Genomic DNA, 22,438 nt, shown 5'->3' with positions numbered 1-22,438 from the left:
CCGTACTGGTTTAAAGTTAATCCACTATAAAGTGTAGAAGATTCAGGGCGGTAGTTGAAAAGTATGCTAGGCAGAGGGGGAAGGGCGCTGTCTCTGTCGAGCATTGAAAAGAGGTTGTCTGAAAATGTGTCGTTGCTTCAAACCGACACCGTTTCAGACGACCTTTTATTTATTATGGTTAAAATCCACATGGATTATGATAAATTGGTATAATTTCAAAACTGATTATCCAATACATTTTTTCCTTATTAATATAAAAATAAAATGAACCATAATAAACATTACGGGACAATCGCCCATTGGTTCGGGGAAATGAGCCGCGGCTCCATTATTTGCGACGAGTCTTCGCAACGCATCTTTGCCAACCGCCAATCCCTCCACCCCGATTATCAAGAACCTGAAACCGGACACCGTGTCAGCTTTCAAATAGAAACGGAAAACAACCGCGCCGTCGCAAGGGATGTCGAGCGCGTCAATCCGGGTTATAAAAACAATGACAGCGCGGTCATTACGCTGACCGACTGGGATTGGTCGAAGAATGGTGGTTATGGAATGGACGTTTCAAATGAAGGGCAGCCGGTCTTTGTGTTGGGACAGTTTCTTGCCGACCAAACCCGTACGCCTAGGGCGGGCGACCGCCTTGAAGGCACGCTCCGCCGCCATCCCAACGGACAATGGCTGCTGGTCAATGCCGTTATCCGCAGTACGCCTGAGTCCGAATCCGAGCCTGAATCGATACACGCTGCGCCCGCCCAAAAAGCGCAAGGTCAAACCGTACACTTTTTCCGTCCGGAGCACGGTCCTAAAGTTGAAGTCAAAATTGAGCAGCCGTTGGTTGCCGAAACCCGTTATCCCGCTCCGAAATCCGCCCAAAAGAATCTGTTGCCGCCCAATCAGGTTATGAGCGGTACGATTACCACATGGGATGATGCCAAAGGCTACGGCTTTATCCGTTTCGGCGACGAATCCCAAAATATTTTCTTCCATATCAGCGCGTACCATTACAATACCTGCCGTCCGCAAACAGGACAGCGCGTCAGCTTCTACTGCAACCGCCCGATAGAAGGCAACCGTCAACAAGCCGTCAAGGTTGTCCGACTGGGCGACGAAGCATTCCTGTTTGACGAATTGCCACCCGACTACAACAGGCTCAATATCGATATGCAGGCACTCCTGATCAACAGCGTCATCGCCGTCGTTTTCCTGACCGTTGTCGCCGTGCTTTCCAATAAACTGTTTTTCATTTACGTCCTTATCAGTATCGCCGCCTTCATCCTCTATCAACAGGACAAGCAGACGGCGATGGAGTCCGCGCGCAAAATCAGACGTAAAAACGAATACCAAAACCGTATCCCAGAAAATAAACTGCACGCATTCAGCCTGCTGGGCGGCTGGCCCGGCGCATTGGTTGCGCGCGCCGCGTTCCGACATAAAACCAAGAAAGTTCCTTTTGTTCAGATTTTCTGGCTGACAGTGGCAATAAATGTTGCCATTACCTATGCCCTACTGATACATTACGCCGATAATCCTCTGACGAATTTTCTGAAAAACTAAACCAAAACAAAGGAATATCATGTCTTTTGCATTTTTCTTCCCCGGTCAGGGTTCGCAAAGCCTCAATATGATGGACGGCTTCGCAGGACAATCGGTCGTAAAAAACACCTTTGACGAAGCTTCTGCCGTCTTGGGTCAGGATTTGTGGGCGATGATTAACGGTGCGGACGCCGAACTCATCGGACAGACCGTGAATACGCAGCCTATTATGCTGGCTGCCGGCGTTGCCGTTTACCGTGCCTATCTTGAAGCGGGCGGCAAAACGCCTGCCGTCGTTGCCGGCCACAGCCTCGGCGAATACACTGCACTCGTTGCCGCCGGTGCATTGGATTTTGCGGATGCAGTCAAACTCGTCCGCCTGCGCGCCGAACTGATGCAGTCTGCCGTACCGCAGGGCGTAGGTGCGATGGCGGCGATCCTCGGCTTGGAAGATGAGCAGGTTAAAGCCATTTGTGCAGAAGCCGCGCAAGGCGAAGTGGTCGAAGCCGTCAACTTCAATTCGCCCGGACAAGTCGTGATCGCGGGTAATGCCGCCGCCGTCGAGCGCGCCATGAATGCAGCCAAAGAAGCGGGAGCTAAACGCGCGCTGCCGCTGCCTGTATCCGTTCCCTCTCATTGCAGCCTGATGAAGCCTGCTGCGGAAAAACTTGCCGAAGCGCTCAAAACCGTCGAAATCAGACAGCCGCAAATCCGCGTCATCCATAATGCTGATGTTGCCGCTTACGACGATGTAGAGAAAATTAAAGACGCGCTTGTCCGCCAGCTTTACAGTCCTGTACGCTGGACGGAAACCGTCAACGCACTCGTTGCAGAAGATATTACTGAATCCGCCGAATGCGGACCGGGCAAAGTGTTGGCAGGTTTGGCAAAACGCATCAACAAAGAAGCCGTGTGCAGCGCTTTGACCAATTCCGAACAAGTCGCTGCCTTTATCGAAGCACATTAAACTTGCCTCCTTTTATGCTTCAGACGACCTTTCTTAATGAAAGGTCGTTTTTTAATGCCTGTCGGTTGTGTTCGCATAGGGAGGTGCAGACAGCAGGAGGGTGTTTCTTATTCCAATCCACTATCAATTTATTTTGAACATTTAAGGTCGTCTGAAAAAACTTTACAGAAATAAAAATCGTTATTCATTTAAAAACAGCAATTTCGTCGCATCGGTAACTTCGTTGCGATATAATCATAGGCTTTACCAATCCGACAGATTGATAAAATATTCAATCTGCATTAATCCGGAACACCGAGCCAATGATAGAAAAACTGACCTTCGGCCTGTTTACCCAAGAAGATTCGCGCAGCTTCATGCGCTTGATGGCTTACATCCGTCCTTATAAAGTCCGCATCATTTTTGCGTTAATTGCTATCTTTGGCGTCGCCGCCACCGAAAGCTATCTTGCCGCCTTTATTGCCCCCTTGGTCAACCAAGGCTTCGCCCCGCCTTCTGCGCCGCCCGAACTCAATACCGCAGGCGGCATCATCGCTACGCTGCAAAACTGGAAAGACCAATTTACCTACCTGATTTGGGGTACGCCCTATAAAGTCTGGGTCGTGCCGGTATTTTTTATCTTTTTGGTCATCATTCGAGGCATCAGCCGCTTCGTCAGCACATATCTCTTGACTTGGGTTTCCGTCATGGCAATCAGCCATCTGCGCCGCGATATGTTTGCCAAGATGCTGCAACTCTCTTCCAAATTCCATCAGGAAACCCCTTCCGGCACAGTTTTAATGAACATGGTGCAAATGGCGGAATCATCCATCAGCAACGCCAGTAATGTCTTTATCGTTTTGACCCGCGATACCATGATTGTCATTGGTTTGGTCTGCGTCCTGCTGTATTTGAACTGGCAGCTCAGCCTGATTGTCGCCCTGATGTTTCCGTTGCTGTCTTTACTGTCCCGTTATTACCGCAACCGTCTGAAAGACATTATTGCCAGTGCGCAGCAAAGTATCGGTACGCTCAATAACGTCGTTAACGAAGTCCACCAAGGACACCGCGTGGTCAAACTCTTCGGCGGTCAGAAGAAAGCGTCCGAACGCTTTGCCGAAGTCAATGACACCATCGTCCGTCTTGGTAAAAAAATCACACAAGCCAGCGCGGCGCGTTCTCCGTTCAGCGAGTTGATTGCGTCGTTTGCTTTGGCTGTCGTCATCTTTATCGCTCTTTGGCAGAGTCAGCAAGGCTATACCACCATCGGCGAATTCATGGCATTTATCGTTGCTATGTTGCAAATGCTCGGTCCGATCAAAAACTTGGCGAACATCAGCATCCCCATGCAGACCATGTTTATCGCTTCGGATGCGGTTTGCCAATTCCTCGATACCGAGCCTGAACAAGACAAGGGTACCAAACATCTGAAAAACGTTTCAGGTCGTCTGAAATTCGAAAACGTCGATGTCCGCTACCACGAAGACGGTAAAAAAGCCTTGGATGGATTCAATCTCAACATCCGCCAAGGTGAACGCGTTGCTTTGGTCGGTCGCTCAGGCAGTGGCAAATCCACCGTCGTCAATCTGCTTCCGCGTTTTGTCGAACCAAGCTCGGGTGCGGTTTATTTGGATGATGTCAACATCGAAGACATCAAACTCAACAACCTGCGCTCCCAATTCGCCCTTGTTTCCCAAGATGTTTTCCTGTTTGACGACACCCTTTTGGAAAACGTCCGTTACAGCCGTCCCGATGCCACTGAAGAAGAAGTATTGGCAGCCCTCAAAGCCGCGAATTTGAAAGACTTGGTTGAAAGTTCGCCATACGGCTTGAACCAACCGATAGGCGCAAACGGCAATCAGCTCTCTGGCGGTCAGCGTCAACGCGTCGCCATTGCACGCGCCATTTTGAAAGATGCCCCCATCCTGCTTTTGGACGAAGCCACCAGCGCGCTGGACAATGAATCCGAACGCCTCGTCCAACAAGCCCTCGAACGCCTGATGGAAAACCGCACCAGCATCATCGTCGCCCACCGCCTGACCACCGTCGAACAAGCTGACCGTATCATCGTTATGGATGAAGGCCATATTGTCGAACAAGGCACACACAGCGAGCTGATGGCTCAAAACGGCTATTACTCGATGTTGCGCAATATGCCGAAACAGGCAGCAGGTTGATTTTCAGACGACCTGTCGGTCAGTTGAAGGACGATTTGCCTAAGAGGTCGTCTGAAAACACCGAGCCGAAAGACAAGGAAGGCTGCCGAACAGACAGAAAGGAACTATCCGCATGAATCATCAAGCCCAGTCCCCCACCGTCTCCGTGATGATCCCTTACTACAACTGTAAGGAATACATTGTAGAAACCATCCAGTCCGTCCTTAGCCAAAGCCATCAGAATTTTGAAATCATCATTGTTGATGACGGCTCCGACCCGGAACATGCCGATTATTTGAGGGAGTTTCTGGCGGACAAGCCCGCCATACGTTACGCCGTACAAAACAATCAAGGTGTTGCCGCCGCCCGAAACCATGCGGCGCGGCTGGCGGGGGGCAAATACTTCCTGTTTCTCGATTCAGACGACCTCATCCTGCCGGATTACATCGAAAAATGCGTCACGGTTTTGGAAAACAATCCCGACTGCAAGCTGGTGTATCCGTTGGCGGAATATTTCGATGCGCAAGAAGGCTTATGGAATCTGCCGGATTATGACGGTTTGGAAAGCCTGTTGATGGGCAACCGTTTTCCTTCATCCGTCTCCATGCACCGCGCCGAAGATTTTGCCGCCTTGGGTGGATTTGATGAAAACCTGACGACACACGAAGACTGGGATTTCTGGATACGCCTCTTAAGCAACGGCGGAACCGTTATCCGTATTCCGGAAGTGTTGTTCCGCTACCGCAAACGCCGTGACGGGTCATCGCTGATCAACCGCTTGGAACAAAATCCTGATTTAAACCGCGAAGACTGGCAAAAAGTCTACGAAAAAAACCGCGCGCTGTTTATGCAACATCATTTGGGATATTCCGACTGTATTCAAAAAATATCCTTACTAGAACAACAAATCCAATCTTTATCCGAACTAAACCTTCAATTGCGAGAAGACAATACCAATATGCAAAATCAAAACCAAGAATTGCAGCATGTCATGGCAAAACTGCTGCAACAAACAGAACTGTCTGCCAAGCAGACCGAGTCTCTGCAACAGCAAATCGACATGTTGATGCAGTTGATGGTGCGCAGCCAGGCAGCAGAAGAGCAATCGAAAGAACAAGAAAAACAAATCGAACTGCTGAAAAAACAAATCGATACCTTGCAGCAGGAAAAACAGTCGCTCGAACACACCATCCATACCTTGAATGAAAACAGACAATCGTTCGAGCAAACCATACACGGACTCAATGAAAACCGTGCTTTATTGGAGCAGCACATCCGTCAGGAAAGCCAACGATTGGCAAAATACAAAGGGTTGTGGACGGTTAAGGTATTCAAGCCGTTCGTTAAAATCGAACAGGCCATCAGCTCTGCCAACCGCTACCGCAAAGGCTTCCGTCTTTTGGTGCGCGAGAAGGGCAGTATCGGCAAGGCATATCAGTTTTTACGCCGCCATTACAAGCAAACCCATTCGATTAAAAGCGTGAAACAGCTTTTAAAAATGGTCGGTTCTTCGCCTGTTGTTGCACAGGAAGTTCTCGGCGTTCAGGCAGACCCGATTCCGCAAACGTTTATCCAGCGGCTGTCCAAACATGCTGCCGACACGCTTGCGCCTAAAGTTGCCATCATTGCCGAACTCAGTATTCCGCAATGCAAAAAATACCGCGTTATCCAAAAGCAGGAAATGCTTGAGGAGCTGGGTATTCCTTGTTCCGTAACTTCATGGACGGACAGCAACGAAGCCAAGAAACAGATTTCTTTGGCAAGTTTGGTGATTTTCTACCGCGTTCCCGGTTTTGACAGTGTAATGGATTTAATTGCGGAATGCCGTCGTCTGAACATCAAAACATTATGGGATGTTGATGATTTGATTTTTGACGAAGATGTCCTGAAAACCAGCAGCACCATCAACTCGCTTGAACCGGCAGAAAAAGAAGGCGTGATCAACGGCGCGAAACTTTACCGGCAAGCCATGTTGGCGTGCGACGAAGGTATCGCTTCGACTTCCGGGCTGGCAAAAGCCATGAAGGAAGCAGGTTTGGAAACCGTTTATGTGGTTGAAAACGCGTTGGATGATGAAACGCTGGCAGCGGCACGCAGCATTGAGGGTCGTCTGAAAAAACAAGAAGACGGTTTGATTCGGATTATTTACGGGTCGGGCACCAAAACGCACAACATCGACTTTTTGGAAGCCGCTCCCGCGCTTGCCAACATATTGAAAGAAAATCCGAATGTCAGGTTCAGAATCATCGGCTATTTGGAGCTGCCCGAATATTTCGATGAAGTACAAAGCCAAATCGAGCGCATCCCGTTTTGCAACTATACGGAATACCTGACTTATTTGTCCGAATGCGACATCAGCATCGCGCCTTTGGAAAACTTCGTTTTCAACGATGCCAAGAGCAACATCAAATACCTTGAAGCCTCGATTACCAAAGTGGCGTCCGTATGTTCGCCAAGGGCGGCTTTCGCCGATGTGATTGTCAACGGTGAAAACGGCTTTCTGGCAGACAACGAACAGCAATGGCATGAAGCGTTCGACACCCTGATTCAAAATCCCGAGTTGCGCGACAGTATGGCGCAGGCGGCATACCGTACGGTCACGGAAACATACAGCCCGCAAGCCATCGGCAGCACGCAGCTTGCGCCCGCCGTCCGTTTTGAATCTGCCGTAAAAGGGAAAACCAAAGTCTTATCGTTTAACGTTTACTATCATCCGCAATCGTTTGGCGGAGCGACCATCGTTGCCGAGCAACTGAACAAACTGCTTGCCGATGAAGAAGCCTACGAAATATATGCGGTAACGACTTTGCCGATGAAGAGCTGGCTGCCGCCGTACAGCGCCATCCGTTACGAATACGGCAAAGTGACCGTTTTCGGCGTTGCCGTTCCTTCAGAAGATGCAGCCGCCCACGAAAACCCGCGTTTTGATGAGGCCGTCAAAGACATCATCGAACTCGTACAGCCTGACATCGCCCATATCCACTGCATTCAAAGCATGGGTGTCGGTATGGTCGATATTTGTCGGGAAGCCGGTGTCAAAACCCTTGTTACCCTGCATGACGCATGGTGGATTTGTCCGAACCAGTTCATGCTTGACGAAAATGAAGTCTTCCGCGAGCAATGGAATACCGAAGACGAACGGAGCAAAACCATAGCCCGCGCTTTGTCGAAAATCGATATGTTGCTTGCGCCCAGTAAATATTTTGCCGAGCTGCATGAAAAAACCTTGGGCAGGAACGTCCTCGTCAACAAAAACGGCGTTACCCGCCCCTTGGGTCAAATACCTAAACGGAAAAAAGACGTTATCCGCTTCGGCTATGTCGGCGGAAAAACCAAAATCAAAGGCGTTCATCTGATTTTAGAAGCCTTCAGGAAACACCGTTTCCCCAATACCGAACTGGTTGTCGTGGACAATATGCTCAATGTCGGCGCACGTTCATTCTTTGACAGCGATTTCGACGGTGTGGAACGCTTCCGCATCGAACCTGCTTACAGCCAAGACACCATCGACTATTTCTTCTCGGAAATCGATGTTTTGCTGTTCCCGACCCAATGGAAAGAAAGTTTCGGCTTGACGGTCAGGGAAGCAGTGTTGCGTGATGTTTGGGTAATCGCCACGGATGCTGGCGGTGTGTCCGAAGACATTATCGACGGCGAAAACGGCACGGTCATTCCGTTTGACAGCGGCGTGGAAGAATTGAGCCGCGCCATTGCCGAAGTTTGCGAACGCTATCAAGCGATGGACGATGGCGCAGTCATTGAATTGCCGAAAAGCCATATTCGGACTTTTGCGGAACAAAAAGACGAATTGGCAGGCCTATATCAAGAAATACTGTCGAACCAAGCAGATTGATGTTTTCAGACGACCCTTTCGATGGCAGCAAAGGGTCGTCTGAAAATGACAGCGAATGAATTTAAATCCGTACAGCGTTGTGCCGCCAAGCCAATATCCAATGAGTTGAAGTACCTAAGATTAACCGCCCCGCACCTGAATCATGAATAAAACCATCATCCTTGCCGTACCCTATATGTACGAACTCGACAAGTGCATCGAAAAAAACCTGCGTTTTTTGGGGTTCGACGTCGTCAACCTTTGTTACGACGACAGGGATTCTTTTTATCCCAATATGGCGAGCAGGGTGAAAAACCTATATTACAAATATGTTGCCAAAGACGGCGACTACAAAAAGGTTTTGAAATATAGCCGTTATCGGGATGACATTGCGCGCAAGCTGGGTTCGTTAAACGGCAAAAAAGCGGATTACGCCTTGTGTATCCGTGCCAACATTTATCCTAAAGAAATCATTGCTGCCATTCGTGCGCACAGTGAAATATGCGTCAATTACCAATGGGACGGCATCGGGAGATTCCCCGATATCTTGGAATATTTGGACTATTTTGACCAATGCTGGGTTTTCGACCCGCAAGATATTAAGCAATATCCGGAATGCGGATTCAAAGCCACGACCAATTTCTACTTCGATTTGCCTGTCTCCGAACTGCCGTCAAACGACGGTCTCTACTTCCTCGGCGGCTACGAATTGAGGAGGGAAGGGCAGACCAAGCATTTCATCAGCGAAGCGGAACGCCTTGGGCTGCCTTTGGATTTCCATATTTATTGCAAAGACGACCGCGCCGAAAAAGCCTTCGGCACAAAAGGCATCACATATCTCGACCGTAGCAGCATTCTTAGTTTTGAAAACAATTTAAGCAAGGTACAAAGCTGCGGGGCAGTGGTCGATTTTGCCCAGTTTGACCATTACGGTTTGTCGTTCCGCATTTTTGATGCACTGCGTTTCGATAAAAAACTGATTACGACTAACCAAAGCATACGGGATACCGACCTTTATCATCCCGACAATGTGTTTTTATGGGATGGCGGCAGCTTGGACGAATTGCCTGATTTCTTGGCGCGCCCGTATCAGCCGGTCAGTCCGGATATCAAAGAAAAATATTCGTTTACCCAATGGCTCAACCGTATGCTCGGTATCGGCAATTAATGAAGGCGAACCTGTGCCGCAGCCGTTTTAAGAATTTCATCATTGCCTGATTGTATAGTGGTTTAAAGTTAATCCACTATATTTTCAGACGACCCTTCCTCTTTACCGTACGACGATTATGAAAAAGAAAACCGTTATCCTGGCTATGCCGGAGCTGTTTAAAATCCACGAGCTCATTATTGAGAATCTGGAAAAATGCGGCTTCAACGTACTGTCCCTGACTTACGAAGAAAAAGAATTCAAATACAAAAGCATCTTCCAGCGTATGCAGAAAATCTGGTACCGCAACGTCCTCGGACGAATGGATTTCAAGAAACGGGTGATGTTCCGTTTGGTGGAAGAGCGGCTGGAAGCGTTGTTGGAAAAATATCCCGAGCAGGCGGATTATTGTTTCATGATTTGGCTGGGCGCGTATCCGAAAGAGTTTATTTCCAAGCTGCGCAACCACGCCAAACTGATGGTCTATTACAACTGGGAAGCGCTGACTTTCTTGAAAGAAGATTTTGAAAATATCGAATTTTTCGATAAATTTTATTTCTTCGATCCGTTTGATCAAAACAAGCTGCCCGAATACGACCATGTATTGCATCCGACCACAAGTTTCTATTTCGACAGCTTCACGCCGTCTGAAAAAACCGAAAACAAAATCCTCTTTATCGGATCGTACGCAGAAGACCGCAACAGCGACATCCGCGCCTTCTGCGATGCCGCACGCGCCATCGGTTTGGATATCGACTTCCGACTGGCGAGCAAGAAAATCGCCGAAGAGCAAGCCGCACTGGGCATCCCCGAAGTACAGTTCTTCTCGTTTGCCAACGCGTTGTCTTACCGCCAGAATTTAGAAGAAGCCGCCAAATCTTCCGTATTGGTTGACTTCCTCAACCGCAAGCATTACGGCTTGTCTTTGCGGATTTTTGAGGCCATTGGTTTGGATAAAAAACTGATTACCACCAATCCGACCATCGTGCATTACGATTTTTACCATCCCGACAATATGTTCTACTGGGACGGCAGCAATCTCGACGAACTCAAAGACTTCCTGACCCGACCGTTCGTCCCCATCGCGCCGGAATTGAAACGCAAATACAGCTTCAGCAACTGGATAAACTGCGCATTCGATATCGAGCCGAACATACCGATCGGGCTGCCGCATATCGACAGGGATGCCATTAAGCAGATATAGCGGAGAAGCAAATTTGCGGGATAGGCAGTACAAATAAAAGGGAAAATATTCACTGAGTGCTTCGGCACTTTCAAAGTCTATTCACAATAAATGATGCCGCGCGGACGCCGACTGTTCAAACACAGGCGGTTTGTCCGTTAAAAGACATCTTTCACATCGAGAATGTACGGTTTGCCGTACCTTCTCCCGCTTGCCGTTTCCCGAATCTGAAACCTATCCTGTTTTCAAAGGTCAGTTTGAACAGGGCAACAAGATATTTATTCATCTGTATAACAATAATAAGTTGATGATTTTAAAATCAATAGGAGGACACACACCATGTCTCGGAAACCTATTATCTTATTAGGCATGTACCAAGTTAACGACATTTATAAATTGCTTATCCAAAATTTAGAAAAACAAGGATTTCAAGTTGTCGATATCAGCTACAACCATATCGCGCCCCCTTTCAAGTATTCGTCTTTAAAAATGAGGCTGGGGGCATTCTGGTGCAAAAAAGTCCTGAAACAGAAGAAGAAAAAAGAAATTTTGAGGAAAAAAGCCCGGCTTCGGCATTTCACGAAAATTTATCAAGAAATGATGGAGAAAATAAAAACATACGAGTATTTCGATTACGCATTGTTTTTAAACGGACAAATCTATCCGAAGTATCTGCTGGAACAGGTCAAGCGAAAAACCGAAAAGCTGATGGTGGCCTACCAATGGGACGGGTTGGACAGATTTCCCAAAATATGGGAGAGCATCGATATTTTCGACAAAGTGTATGCCTTCGACCCTGAAGACAACCGGAAATATCGCGATAAAGTCATTCCCGCTGCCAATTTTTATTTTGAAGTAGACCAACCAACCGATACCGGCAACCGCTACGATTTTTATTTCCTGGGATCGCATGTTCCCGATCTCGGCAGGGATAAAGCCATTTCGACTTTTTCCGAATATGCCGAAAAGAAAGGCTGGAAAATCGATTTCACGATATTCCATGTCAACGACGGCAGTTTGAACGAACATTCCGATGTTTATCCCGACAGTATCAAAGCGACGGCAGAGCCGCTCACGTTCGAGGACAACATCAAACGCGAAATGCAAAGCCGCGTCTTGCTGGATTTTAAAGCAGCGGTGCATACGGGTTTATCGTTTCGGACAATCGAGTCGGTCGGCTATCGGAAAAAGCTCATTACCACCAATGCCGAAGTTGCCAAATACGATTTTTATCATCCCGACAATATCTATATTTGGGACGGTAAAACCTTTGACGGTATGGAAACGTTTCTCGACAAACCTTATCGCGAGCTGCCGCCCGAAATCTACCAAAAATACAGCTTCGACAACTGGTTGAGATACATATTGGATCTGCCTCCGTATCAAGAAATCACGTTACCCGAGTAAGCCTCTTTGAGGTCGTCTGAAAGCCTTTGATGTTTTCAGACGACCTCAAAAATTAGATTCATCACACTATTTATGCTATAAGGTCGTCTGAAATTAACAGACTCCATTCCCAAAACAAGGAAGTAAACATGAGCACACAAGATTTAAGCGGCAAAGTCGCATTGGTAACAGGCGCATCGCGCGGTATTGGCGCGGCGATTGCCGACACACTGGCGGCGGCAGGTGCCAAAGTCATCGGCACGGCGACCAGCGAAAGCGGCGCGGCAGCGATTAGCGAGCGTCTGGCGCAATGGGGCGGCGAAGGCCGTGCATTGAATTCTGCCGAACCCGAAACCATCGAAAATCTGATTGCCGACATCGAAAAAGAGTTCGGCAAGCTGGATATTCTGGTCAATAATGCCGGTATCACCCGCGACAACCTCTTGATGCGTATGAAAGAAGAAGAGTGGGACGACATCATGCAGGTCAACCTCAAATCCGTGTTCCGCGCTTCTAAAGCCGTCTTGCGCGGCATGATGAAGCAGCGCGCCGGCCGCATCATCAACATCACATCCGTCGTCGGTGTGATGGGCAATGCCGGTCAAACCAACTATGCCGCGGCAAAAGCAGGCTTGATCGGTTTCTCCAAATCTATGGCGCGCGAAGTCGGCAGCCGCGGCATTACCGTCAACTGCGTCGCCCCAGGCTTTATCGACACCGATATGACCCGCGCCCTGCCTGAAGAAACCCGCAAAACCTTCGAAGCGCAAACTTCGCTGGGTAAATTCGGCGAAGCGCAGGACATTGCCGATGCGGTCTTGTTCCTCGCTTCCGACCAAGCGAAATACATCACCGGTCAAACGCTGCACGTCAACGGTGGGATGCTGATGCCTTGATTCGGCTGGGAAAATAAAGAAGGTCGTCTGAAAACGGATTTCAGACGACCTTTTTGTTTTGCCGTTTGGATCAAAAGGCTGGGATAAACAGTTTAACCTTTGTTGAGTATCTGTTTGTTTTCGCCTTCGCGCCGCAGCTCTTTGGGGAGGACGAAGACGATGCTTTCTTCCGCGCCTTCGCCTTCGCGTATGGTTTCGTGCCCCCATTGCTGTATGGTTTGCAGGACTTCCCTGACCAAAACTTCGGGGGCGGATGCGCCGGCGGTTACGCCGACTTTGTGTTTGCCTTCGAACCATTCGCGTTGCAGGTAGCCGGCGTTGTCGACCATATAGGCATCGACACCGCGTTGGGCGGCGACTTCGCGCAGGCGGTTGCTGTTGGAAGAGTTGGGCGAGCCGACGACGATGACGATGTCGCATTCTTCCGCCAATTCTTTGACAGCGGTCTGGCGGTTGGTCGTGGCGTAGCAGATGTCTTCTTTGTGCGGGTTGCGGATGTTGGGGAAACGGGCGTTCAGCGCGGCGATGATGTCTTTGGTTTCATCGACGGACAGGGTGGTTTGGCTGACGTAGGCGAGTTTGTCGGGGTTTTTGACTTGCAGTCCGGCGACGTCTTCAACGGTTTCGACCAACAGCATCCTGCCGGGCGGAAGCTGTCCCATGGTGCCTTCGACTTCGACGTGGCCTTTATGTCCGATCATGATGATTTCGCAATCTTGCGCGTCGAGGCGGGCGACTTCTTTGTGGACTTTGGTCACGAGCGGGCAGGTGGCATCGAATACGCGGAACCCGCGTTCGGCGGCTTCCTGCTGCACGGCTTTGGAGACGCCGTGTGCCGAGTAAATCAGGATGGCGCCTTTGGGTACGTCGGCGAGGTCTTCGATGAATACCGCGCCTTTTTCGCGCAGGTTGTCCACGACGAATTTGTTGTGGACGACTTCGTGGCGGACGTAAACCGGTGCGCCGAATTCTTCCAGCGCGCGCTCGACGATGCTGATGGCGCGGTCAACGCCGGCGCAGAAGCCGCGCGGGTTGGCAAGGATGATGGTTTTTTGGGTCATGTGTATGGTCCGGATTTCAGACGACCTTATGGGTTGTCGGTTGTTGGTTCGTCGGTCGGTTTGGGTTGTTTTTTGTGGAACAGTCCGTCCAAAACCAATAAAACGGCACCGACGCAGATAAAGCTGTCGGCAACGTTAAACGCGGGATAACTCCAATCCTTCCAGTAAAATAGTAGGAAATCAACGACATGACCATGAATCAAGCGGTCGATGGCATTGCCGAGCGCGCCGCCGATAATCATGGCCGCGCCGATTTTGCCCGAAAGGCGGAACTCGTCGCGCAGGATGGCGCGGGCGAGATAGGCGCTGATGACGAGTGCCAGCCCTAAGAAAAAGAATTTCTGCCAGCCGCCTTGGTCGGCAAGGAAACTGAACGCCGCGCCGGGGTTGTAGGCAAGGGTCAGGTCGAAGAAAGAGGGGATAATATTGAGGCGCTCGCCTTTGTGGAAGTGGGCGAGGATTTCCCATTTAGTCAGTTGGTCAAGCGCGATGCCGGTCAGCGCGATCAGCAGGTAGGCGGTTTTTTTGGAAAGGGAGGAAGACATTTGGTTGAGGCTGCCTGAATAAAAACAAAGCGGCTATTTTACCCGAAAGCGCAAAAGCCGTGTTTCAAAAGGTCGTCTGAAAACCTTTTATTACAGGGCAAGGCGCAGAGTTTTGCAGGGTTATCGCAAAACCGCGTAAACGCTGCGCGCAAAAACACTGTCATACGTAAAACAAGGTTTATTTGCTTGATAGGGTGTTGCCTTGCCGATAACATGGCGGCGTTTTTATATGCCTTCCCCGAAAGGATACAGTATGGCTAAAACAAAATCTTTATTGGCAACCGGCATTTTGGCGCTTTTCTCCGCCACCGCCTTCGCCGCCCCGCTTCCTGCCGAAATTTACCTTCCCGCAGGCGCGCATACGGTTAAAGCCGACCGTCAGGGCAACGGCGAATTCGAATACGAAGCCGAGCTGCCCGCACGCGGCAACCCGATTCCGTCTTTGGCGAAAAAAGTCATCGCCCACGCGCGCAGCAAAGGTTTTCATGTGGTCGAATCTGAAATCAAACACGACGATGCCGATTTGAAATTCAAACGTGGCAGACAAGAATTGGACGTGTCCATCGAAAACAAAGGACACGGCCGCATCGAATACAAAGCTGATTTAGACTTGGACAAACGCTAAATCGATAAATACCGGAAAGGTCGTCTGAAAAGAGGTTTCAGACGACCTTTTTGCATGGTGGCTTTAATCATTTGTTTATGGTTTTTACAACATTTGCTTTATCCGTGAAAACCGTTCGGAAGAAAACACAGGTCGTCTGAAACCTCTTTTCAGACGACCTTTGCATAGGATTGGACAGACGGCATTCAAGCAGCAGGGTAGGGGGATTCGCGCCAAAACAGAACAATACTGGATCATAAATTTACCAATTGTATCAAAAAAGCAACAAAAATATCAAAATAAATATGAAAATTAACGCATATATAAATTTATTTACATATTTTTGAATTATATGATATGATTATCATATTCAATTTTAAAAGGATACAATGAAAAAAATAAAAAATATTAGTATATTATTTTTAATAATGCTTATGACTTTTAATTGTCAAGCAGCTGTGTTCCGTATTCCCCCTACGATTACGGTAACCTATGAGAAAAAGTAGGGATAGAAAAAATGAGGCCGTTTATCGGCCTTTTTGCTATATATTGAATCATCACTTATTTGACTTATAAAAATATTTTACGACCGTTATTTGTGGTATTGTTTTCGAAATATGTATGATGGGGCATCTGATTTTTGATAACATGGTTTTGTTACAAATTCAAAATTAGAATAGTATAGATAATCTAACGAAAAAATGTAGTGGTCGTAGAGAAGGCGCAGGACGAAAAAGTAAAATCAGGTGAAGCCACCATAGTAAAGCGTATCTCTGTTTCGTTAACGCCGAAGCACGGCACCATATCGTTTTATTTGCCCTACGCAATATTTTGTTTTACCGTAAAACACGGTAAAATCCGCGCTCAAAACAATATAAAGCAAAACCATGCCCGAAAGCACCAAAATGCCCGATATGGTTTCGCCTCAAATAAAAAACGCAGATTCATGCACCATTGCAACCCAAACGTCTTACGAAAACATGAAAACATTCTTACTCCTCTCCCTGCTCGCCGTGTCCGCAGCGAAAGCCGCCGACGTGCCGTCCGAGCCTCAAAACCAGCCTGCCCCCGAGTTGCAGGTCAAAACGGCAGAACCTGCTCCCGTCGAAGAAGCAGCGGCCAAGCCTGCCGCCGAAACGTCGTCTGAAAAAGTCGTCAACGTCGATGCCAAAACCCTGCTCGACAATCCGCAATTGCTTTCCCGCGCCATGTATTCCGCCGTTGTGTCGCGCAACATTGCAGGCATCAAGGTTGTCCTGCCGATTTACGAACAATGGCAGGGACACGATAAAAACATGGCGCTCTACGCACGCGGATTGGTTGCCCAAAACGACGGAAAAATGAAAGAAGCCATCGGGTATTACCGTCAATTTATCGCCGAAACCCCCGATGCCCCCGTCGTCCGCTGGCAGCTTGCCACCGCTTTGTTTGAAGACAAGCAAAACGAAGCCGCCGCCGACCAGTTCGACAAGCTCAAAACAGAAGCCAACCTGCCCGAGCCGTTCGTCAAAGGCATCGAGTCTTACCGCAAAGCATTGCGCGAGCGCGATTCGTGGAAATTCAACGCCGGCTTGAGCGTAACCCGCGAACAAAATATCAACCAAGCCCCCAGCCGCCGCACATACGGCAACTGGACCTTCCCCGAGCCTATCGACGCCACCGCCATCAACTACCAACTCGGTGCAGAGAAAAAATGGTCGCTGCCCAAAGGCTGGTACGTTACGGCAGGCGCGGACAATTACGGCAAAATTTATCCCGAACAAACCAAGTATAACGACGTAACCACCCGCTTTTCGGTAGGCGCAGGCTACGCCGACCAGCGCAACGACATCGGCTTGACCCCGTTCCACGAACGCCGCTTCTACGGCAACGACCCGTATACCTACTCCAGCGGTGCGCGCCTGCACATCAACCGCTGGTGGCAGCCTAAGCTGCAAACCTTGAGCGCCGTTGAAATGGGTCGTCTGAAAAATACCCGACGCGCCCGTTCCGACAGCAACAACCGCCTGTTGAGCAATTCCGTCGTCTATTACCGAAACGCCCGCCAATACTGGGTCGGCGGTTTCGACATCTATCAGGAACGCAATAAAGAAGACAAATCGGACAGCTTCGACCGTTACAGCCTCCGTACCGCATGGGGGCAGGAATGGGGCAAAGGACTGTCCACCATGTTGCGGCTGAGTGCGGCGCAACGCCGTTATCAAACGCCCAGCCTTTTGAGCGGTCAGGAAAACCGCCGCGATAAAGAAGCGGATATTTCGCTCGCCGTGTGGCACCGCGCTTTCCACTTCAAAGGCATCACCCCGCGCCTGACCGTCGCCCACCACAAAACATGGAGCAACGACAAATACTACGAATACGGCAAAACCAGAATGTTTGTCGAATTCAGCAAAACGTTCTGACGGTTTGCTTTGAGCGATAAAAAAGGTCGTCTGAAAACCTTGTTTCAAGGTTTTCAGACGACCTTTCATTTAGTCCGACAGGAAATGCGGATTACAGGCTGTAATACATTTCAAATTCCAACGGGTGCGGCGCCATGCGGATGCGGCGTACGTCTTCTTCTTTGAAGGCGATGTAGCTGTCGATCCAGTCTTTACTGAACACGCCGCCGCGCAGCAGGAATTCGTGGTCGGCTTTGAGGGCGGCGAGGGCTTCTTCCAAAGAGGCGCAGACGGTTGGGACGAGTGCGTCTTCTTCCGGCGGCAGGTCATATAGGTTTTTATCGGCAGGGTCGCCCGGGTGGATTTTGTTTTGAATGCCGTCCAAACCCGCCATCAGCAGGGCGGCGAACGCCAAGTATGGGTTGGCCGTCGGGTCGGGGAAACGCGCTTCGATGCGGCGTGCCTTGCTGCTGTTCACGGACGGGATGCGGATGGACGCGGAACGGTTTTTGGCAGAGTAGGCGAGTTTGGTCGGTGCTTCGAAGTGCGGTACGAGGCGTTTGTAGGAATTGGTGGACGGATTGGTAATCGCGTTCAGGGCTTTGGCGTGTTTGATGATGCCGCCGATGTAGTAGAGCGCGGTGTCGCTCAAGCCGGCATAGCCGTCGCCTGCGAACAGGTTTTGACCGTCTTTCCAGATGGATTGGTGGACGTGCATACCGCTGCCGTTGTCGCCCATGATGGGTTTGGGCATGAAGGTGGCGGTTTTGCCGAAGTTGTGGGCGACGTTTTGGATGACGTATTTCATGTCTTGGGTTTGGTCGGCGCGTTTGACCAGGGTGGCGAAGCGCGTGCCGATTTCCATTTGGCTGCCGGTGCCGACTTCGGCGTGGTGGACTTCGACTTCGATGCCGAGTTCTTCCAAGATGTTCACCATGGCGGAGCGCAGGTCTTGTCCGGCGTCAATCGGGGCGACGGGGGCGTAGCCGCCTTTGACGGCAGGGCGGTGGCCGGTGTTTTGACCGTCCATATGCAGGCCGCTTGCCCATGCGCCGCTTTCGGACGTGATTTCGTAACGGGTTTTGTGCATATCGGTTTCAAACTCTACGCCGTCGAAGACGAAGAATTCGGGTTCGGGGCCGAAGTATGCCGTGTCGCCGATGCCGGAGGATTTGAGGTAGGCTTCGGCGCGGCGGGCGATGGAGCGCGGGTCGCGGTCGTAACCTTGACCGTCGGCGGGGTCGATGACGTCGCAGGTGAGGACGACGGTGGTGTCGTCGTAGAAGGGGTCAATGAAGGCAGTTGCGGGGTCGGGGCGCAACTGCATGTCGGATGCCTGAATGCCTTTCCAGCCGCCGATGGACGAGCCGTCAAACGCCTGACCGTTTTCAAACCACTCTTCGGGGTCGTCGAGGACGATGCGGGCAGGGACGGTGAAGTGGTGCTGCTTGCCTTTGGTATCGGTGAAGCGCAAATCTACGAAGCGGGCTTCGCTTTCTTCAATCAGTTTTACTGCGTCTTTGATAGACATCTTCAGCTCCTGAGGGATTGGGTTTAATTTGTTATTCTATCACGGTAAGGCCGTCTGAAATACATCAGGGCGCCCGTTTTTACGCACTGAAATATAGTTTCAGACGGCAAGATTGTCAACAATATGCTTCGGTTTGTCTATCCCCAGGCTGAATGCCCGCCCTTTTGTCCGAATGCCGATAAAACAGATGCCGTCTGAAAGCAGTTCAGACGGCATCTGTTGTTTGGTTTGGAAACGGTCAACGAGGATCGTGGTTGCAGATAAATTTGTACATAAGCTCTCCACTCGTACCGGGAATAACATAACTCCATTCGGCATAGGATGGTGTCTCAGAGCCGATAAAGTTTCCCGATTTGGAATACGCCGTTACTGTCAACATCCTAAAACGTTTACCACTGCAATCCATTTCTCTCAACGTTTTAGTTGTATTAAAAAATTTTCCATCGACAATCTTTTGCGGCTCGGCGAACCTTGTTTCAAACCATGCTCTATTGTTCGTACGGCTGTCTGCATCACCAAAGATAATATAATCCCAATTACTGTTAATACTTACCAACACCCAATCCTCCGCCACCGCCGGCGTTGCTAACCCTAATGCAAATACTGCCAAGCACAACATCTTTTTCATGTCCGTCCCTTTCGTTCTTGTCAACAAAATAAAGTTAAATTATAAAAAAAAATAACTTTTTTCAAGAAATAAATATTCCGTCATGCTACCTGACAACCGTTTCAGACGGCATCGTTTCCATCTGTACGCAGCCGTTATAAAATAGCCGTCCCGTCTTTTGGAACACGACCATGACTGCTCTCCCCCGTTATGCCGTTTTCGGCAACCCCGTCGCGCACAGCAAATCGCCGCAAATTCATCGGCAGTTTGCCTTGCAGGAAGGCGTTGAAATCGAATATGAGCGCATTTGCGCCGACATCGGCGGTTTCGCGCAGGCGGTTGAAGCGTTTTTTGCCGACGGCGGACGCGGGGCGAATGTTACCGTACCGTTCAAGCAGGAAGCGTTTGCCTTGTCGGACGAACATTCCGAACGCGCTTTGGCAGCGGGTGCGGTCAATACGCTGATTTTGCTGGAAAACGGTAAAATACGCGGCGACAATACTGATGGAATTGGGTTGACGGACGATATTTCAAAGAGGCTGGGTGTGGAAATGTCGGGCAAAACCGTCTTGCTGCTCGGCGCGGGCGGCGCGGTGCGCGGCGTCATTCCCGTATTGAAAGAATACCGCCCTGCGCGCATCGTCATCGCCAACCGAACCCACGCCAAAGCGGCGGAAATGGCGGCGCATTTCGGTATTGAAGCCATACCTTTGGATGAACTGGAAGGCGGCTTCGACATCATCATCAACGGCACATCCGGCGGCTTAAGCGGACAGCTTCCCGCCGTATCGCCCAAAGTCTTTGAACATTGCACTTTGGCTTACGATATGGTTTACGGCGAAGCGGCAGAGCCGTTTTTAGCGTTCGCCCGCCAATCAGGCGCCAAACAAACCGCCGACGGATTGGGCATGCTGGTCGGACAGGCGGCAGCCTCCTACCGGCTTTGGCGCGGCTTTGCGCCCGATGTCCTGCCCGTCGTCCAATATATGAGAGAGTTATAAAATGTTCCGCATTATCAAATGGCTGATTGCCCTGCCTTTGGGCGCATTTATCTTTTTCAACGCTTATGTGTACGGCAACATCATCACTTACCGCGCCGTCGCGCCGAACAAAACCGCCTTCATGGCGATGCGGATGCGGCAGTTTCAAAGCGAAGGCAAAGATGTTGCGCTCGATTACCGCTGGGTGCCTTACGACCGCATTTCGGTCAACCTGAAAAAAGCCCTGATTGCCTCCGAAGACGCCAAATTCGCCGAACACGGCGGCTTCGACTGGGGCGGCATCCAATACGCCATCAAACGCAACAAACAAAGCGGCGAAGTCAAAGCAGGCGGCTCGACCATCAGCCAACAGCTTGCCAAAAACCTGTTTCTGAACGAAAGCCGCAGCTATATCCGCAAAGGCGAAGAAGCCGCGATTACCGCGATGATGGAAGCCGTTACCGACAAAGACCGCATTTTCGAGCTGTATCTGAACGCCATCGAATGGCACTACGGCGTATTCGGTGCAGAAGCCGCGTCCCAGTATTTTTATAAAAGACCCGCCGCCAACCTGACCAAACAGCAGGCCGCCAAACTCGCCGCCCGCGTGCCCGCGCCGCTGTTTTACGCCGACAACCCGAAAAGCAAACGCCTGCGCAACAAAACCAACATCATCCTGCGCCGCATGGGTTCGGCGGAGCTGCCCGAAAGCGATATGGATTGAGGTCGTCTGAAAATCAGGTGAAGGTGTTTCAGACGACCTGTCGGGTGGTTTGAATCAGGAGCGATGGTAGGTTGACTTATATACAAAACAAAGGAATGGAAATGAAACCAATAAAACCCTTATTCTTGTCTTTATTGCTTCTGACTGCCTGCGGAACGCATACGCCGCCTGCCGCGAAATCCGAAGTTTCCCTGCAAAAGCAGGAAGAGCAGCTTTTCGGGGCATGGGACTGCGAATTGAAAGCGCAACGCGATATCCATTCGTTTGCGCCTAAATTTATTGAGTTTCAGCAAAAGGACAAACTGCCGGCGCATTTATGGGCAGGGTATATCGAGATTGAGTGGAAAGAAGAAAACCTGAACGACGCAGTTCCCTTACGTTATCGGGAATGGTATAACGGCTTCTGGCGCATTAAAGACGACAGGCATATCGTCATGACTTTTGAAAGCGCAGGCTCGGAACGTTTGTTTGACGTCAAAGACTTAAAAACCGCCAAAGGCCGCGAAGCGGACCGTTCTTATATGAAATTCAGTGAACAAATGGCCGCCAAGAAAAGTTTTAAATCCACCGATTACCAAATTCTCGATATCAACCAAACTTCCATGAGCATCACCGACGGCGAATCTTTAATTGCCTGCCGCAAGATAGAGAAGGTTGAAAGCGAATAAGCAGGTATCCGATTTTGAGGTCGTCTGAAAACCATGTGACGGGTTTTCAGACGACCTTTGCGCAACTGTAACCTTGTTTGCCGTATCACATATATCGCTTATCTTCCCAGTTTCGATACGTTCTTCCGTCATTCCCGCCCCCGCCTGCGCGAGGACAGGCTACGGCGGGAATCCATTGTAAAACTTGAGAAACCTTGATTTGAAAAAGGTTTCTGAATTTCAAAAATGGATTCCCGCCGTAGCCTGTCCTCGCGCAGG

At 49.9% G+C, this 22,438-nt stretch carries 17 protein-coding genes; 13 read left to right on the top strand and 4 right to left on the bottom strand.

The window, feature by feature from the left end; translation table 11 throughout:
• Positions 1–264: 264 nt before the first annotated feature.
• The 8 genes from HMPREF3277_RS02260 (at position 265) to fabG (ending at position 13,079) form a co-directional block, all read left to right on the top strand.
• Positions 265–1,554, top strand: a complete 1,290-nt coding sequence (locus HMPREF3277_RS02260) for a DUF1294 domain-containing protein (RefSeq protein WP_070869912.1) — start codon at positions 265–267, stop codon at positions 1,552–1,554.
• Between the two features lie 19 nt (positions 1,555–1,573).
• Positions 1,574–2,500, top strand: a complete 927-nt coding sequence (fabD, locus tag HMPREF3277_RS02255) for an ACP S-malonyltransferase (RefSeq protein WP_070869911.1) — start codon at positions 1,574–1,576, stop codon at positions 2,498–2,500.
• A 302-nt stretch (positions 2,501–2,802) separates the two neighbouring features.
• Complete coding sequence (gene msbA / locus HMPREF3277_RS02250; protein ID WP_070869910.1) at positions 2,803–4,656, top strand: lipid A export permease/ATP-binding protein MsbA; 1,854 nt, start codon at positions 2,803–2,805, stop codon at positions 4,654–4,656.
• A gap of 112 nt (positions 4,657–4,768) precedes the next feature.
• Positions 4,769–8,488 carry a glycosyltransferase gene (locus HMPREF3277_RS02245; protein WP_070869909.1) on the top strand — a complete coding sequence of 1,240 codons (3,720 nt, stop codon included), beginning with the start codon at positions 4,769–4,771 and terminating at the stop codon, positions 8,486–8,488.
• 142 nt (positions 8,489–8,630) lie between these two features.
• Positions 8,631–9,635: a WaaS/CpsH family glycosyltransferase gene (locus HMPREF3277_RS14825; protein WP_070869908.1), complete on the top strand. Its 1,005-nt coding sequence runs from the start codon at positions 8,631–8,633 to the stop codon at positions 9,633–9,635.
• A gap of 118 nt (positions 9,636–9,753) precedes the next feature.
• Positions 9,754–10,818: a WaaS/CpsH family glycosyltransferase gene (locus tag HMPREF3277_RS02235; protein ID WP_070869907.1), complete on the top strand. Its 1,065-nt coding sequence runs from the start codon at positions 9,754–9,756 to the stop codon at positions 10,816–10,818.
• 576 nt (positions 10,819–11,394) lie between these two features.
• A complete protein-coding gene (locus tag HMPREF3277_RS02230; RefSeq protein WP_246827860.1) occupies positions 11,395–12,204 on the top strand; it encodes a WaaS/CpsH family glycosyltransferase in 810 nt (269 codons plus the stop codon).
• A 128-nt stretch (positions 12,205–12,332) separates the two neighbouring features.
• Positions 12,333–13,079, top strand: a complete 747-nt coding sequence (fabG, locus tag HMPREF3277_RS02225; RefSeq protein ID WP_003756594.1) for a 3-oxoacyl-ACP reductase FabG — start codon at positions 12,333–12,335, stop codon at positions 13,077–13,079.
• Between the two features lie 92 nt (positions 13,080–13,171).
• Here the strand turns inward: fabG and ispH are convergent, their stop codons facing one another.
• Together ispH and lspA are read right to left on the bottom strand one after the other, a co-directional pair.
• The gene (gene ispH, locus HMPREF3277_RS02220; RefSeq protein WP_003756592.1) at positions 13,172–14,140 is read right to left on the bottom strand and encodes a 4-hydroxy-3-methylbut-2-enyl diphosphate reductase; all 969 of its coding nucleotides are present in this window, start codon (positions 14,138–14,140) and stop codon (positions 13,172–13,174) included.
• A 26-nt stretch (positions 14,141–14,166) separates the two neighbouring features.
• On the bottom strand, positions 14,167–14,685 hold the full coding sequence (gene lspA, locus HMPREF3277_RS02215) for a signal peptidase II (protein WP_070869906.1): 519 nt from the start codon (positions 14,683–14,685) through the stop codon (positions 14,167–14,169).
• 253 nt (positions 14,686–14,938) lie between these two features.
• Between lspA and HMPREF3277_RS02210 the strand changes: the two genes are divergently transcribed.
• Together HMPREF3277_RS02210 and HMPREF3277_RS02205 are read left to right on the top strand one after the other, a co-directional pair.
• Entirely contained in the window at positions 14,939–15,310 is a 372-nt protein-coding gene (locus HMPREF3277_RS02210; protein WP_019270093.1) for a hypothetical protein, read from the top strand.
• A gap of 866 nt (positions 15,311–16,176) precedes the next feature.
• Positions 16,177–17,691 carry a surface lipoprotein assembly modifier gene (locus HMPREF3277_RS02205; RefSeq protein WP_070869905.1) on the top strand — a complete coding sequence of 505 codons (1,515 nt, stop codon included), beginning with the start codon at positions 16,177–16,179 and terminating at the stop codon, positions 17,689–17,691.
• 91 nt (positions 17,692–17,782) lie between these two features.
• Here the strand turns inward: HMPREF3277_RS02205 and glnA are convergent, their stop codons facing one another.
• Both glnA and HMPREF3277_RS02195 read right to left on the bottom strand, forming a co-directional pair.
• On the bottom strand, positions 17,783–19,201 hold the full coding sequence (gene glnA, locus HMPREF3277_RS02200) for a type I glutamate--ammonia ligase (protein ID WP_003764627.1): 1,419 nt from the start codon (positions 19,199–19,201) through the stop codon (positions 17,783–17,785).
• Positions 19,202–19,439: 238 nt separating this feature from the next.
• Positions 19,440–19,829 carry a surface-adhesin E family protein gene (locus HMPREF3277_RS02195; protein WP_070869904.1) on the bottom strand — a complete coding sequence of 130 codons (390 nt, stop codon included), beginning with the start codon at positions 19,827–19,829 and terminating at the stop codon, positions 19,440–19,442.
• A gap of 170 nt (positions 19,830–19,999) precedes the next feature.
• Between HMPREF3277_RS02195 and aroE the strand changes: the two genes are divergently transcribed.
• From aroE to HMPREF3277_RS02180, 3 genes are all read left to right on the top strand, one after another.
• Positions 20,000–20,809, top strand: a complete 810-nt coding sequence (gene aroE, locus HMPREF3277_RS02190) for a shikimate dehydrogenase (RefSeq protein WP_070869903.1) — start codon at positions 20,000–20,002, stop codon at positions 20,807–20,809.
• Position 20,810: 1 nt separating this feature from the next.
• Positions 20,811–21,512: a monofunctional biosynthetic peptidoglycan transglycosylase gene (gene mtgA / locus HMPREF3277_RS02185; RefSeq protein ID WP_003756572.1), complete on the top strand. Its 702-nt coding sequence runs from the start codon at positions 20,811–20,813 to the stop codon at positions 21,510–21,512.
• Positions 21,513–21,613: 101 nt separating this feature from the next.
• Positions 21,614–22,180, top strand: a complete 567-nt coding sequence (locus tag HMPREF3277_RS02180) for a hypothetical protein (RefSeq protein ID WP_003764626.1) — start codon at positions 21,614–21,616, stop codon at positions 22,178–22,180.
• Positions 22,181–22,438: the final 258 nt, after the last annotated feature.

It is taken from the genome of Neisseria sp. HMSC70E02 (genome assembly GCF_001838645.1).
Taxonomy (GTDB): Bacteria; Pseudomonadota; Gammaproteobacteria; order Burkholderiales; family Neisseriaceae; genus Neisseria; species Neisseria macacae.
The sequence above is the reverse complement of the archived record's forward strand: the minus strand, read 5'-3'. Positions and strand labels throughout refer to the sequence as shown.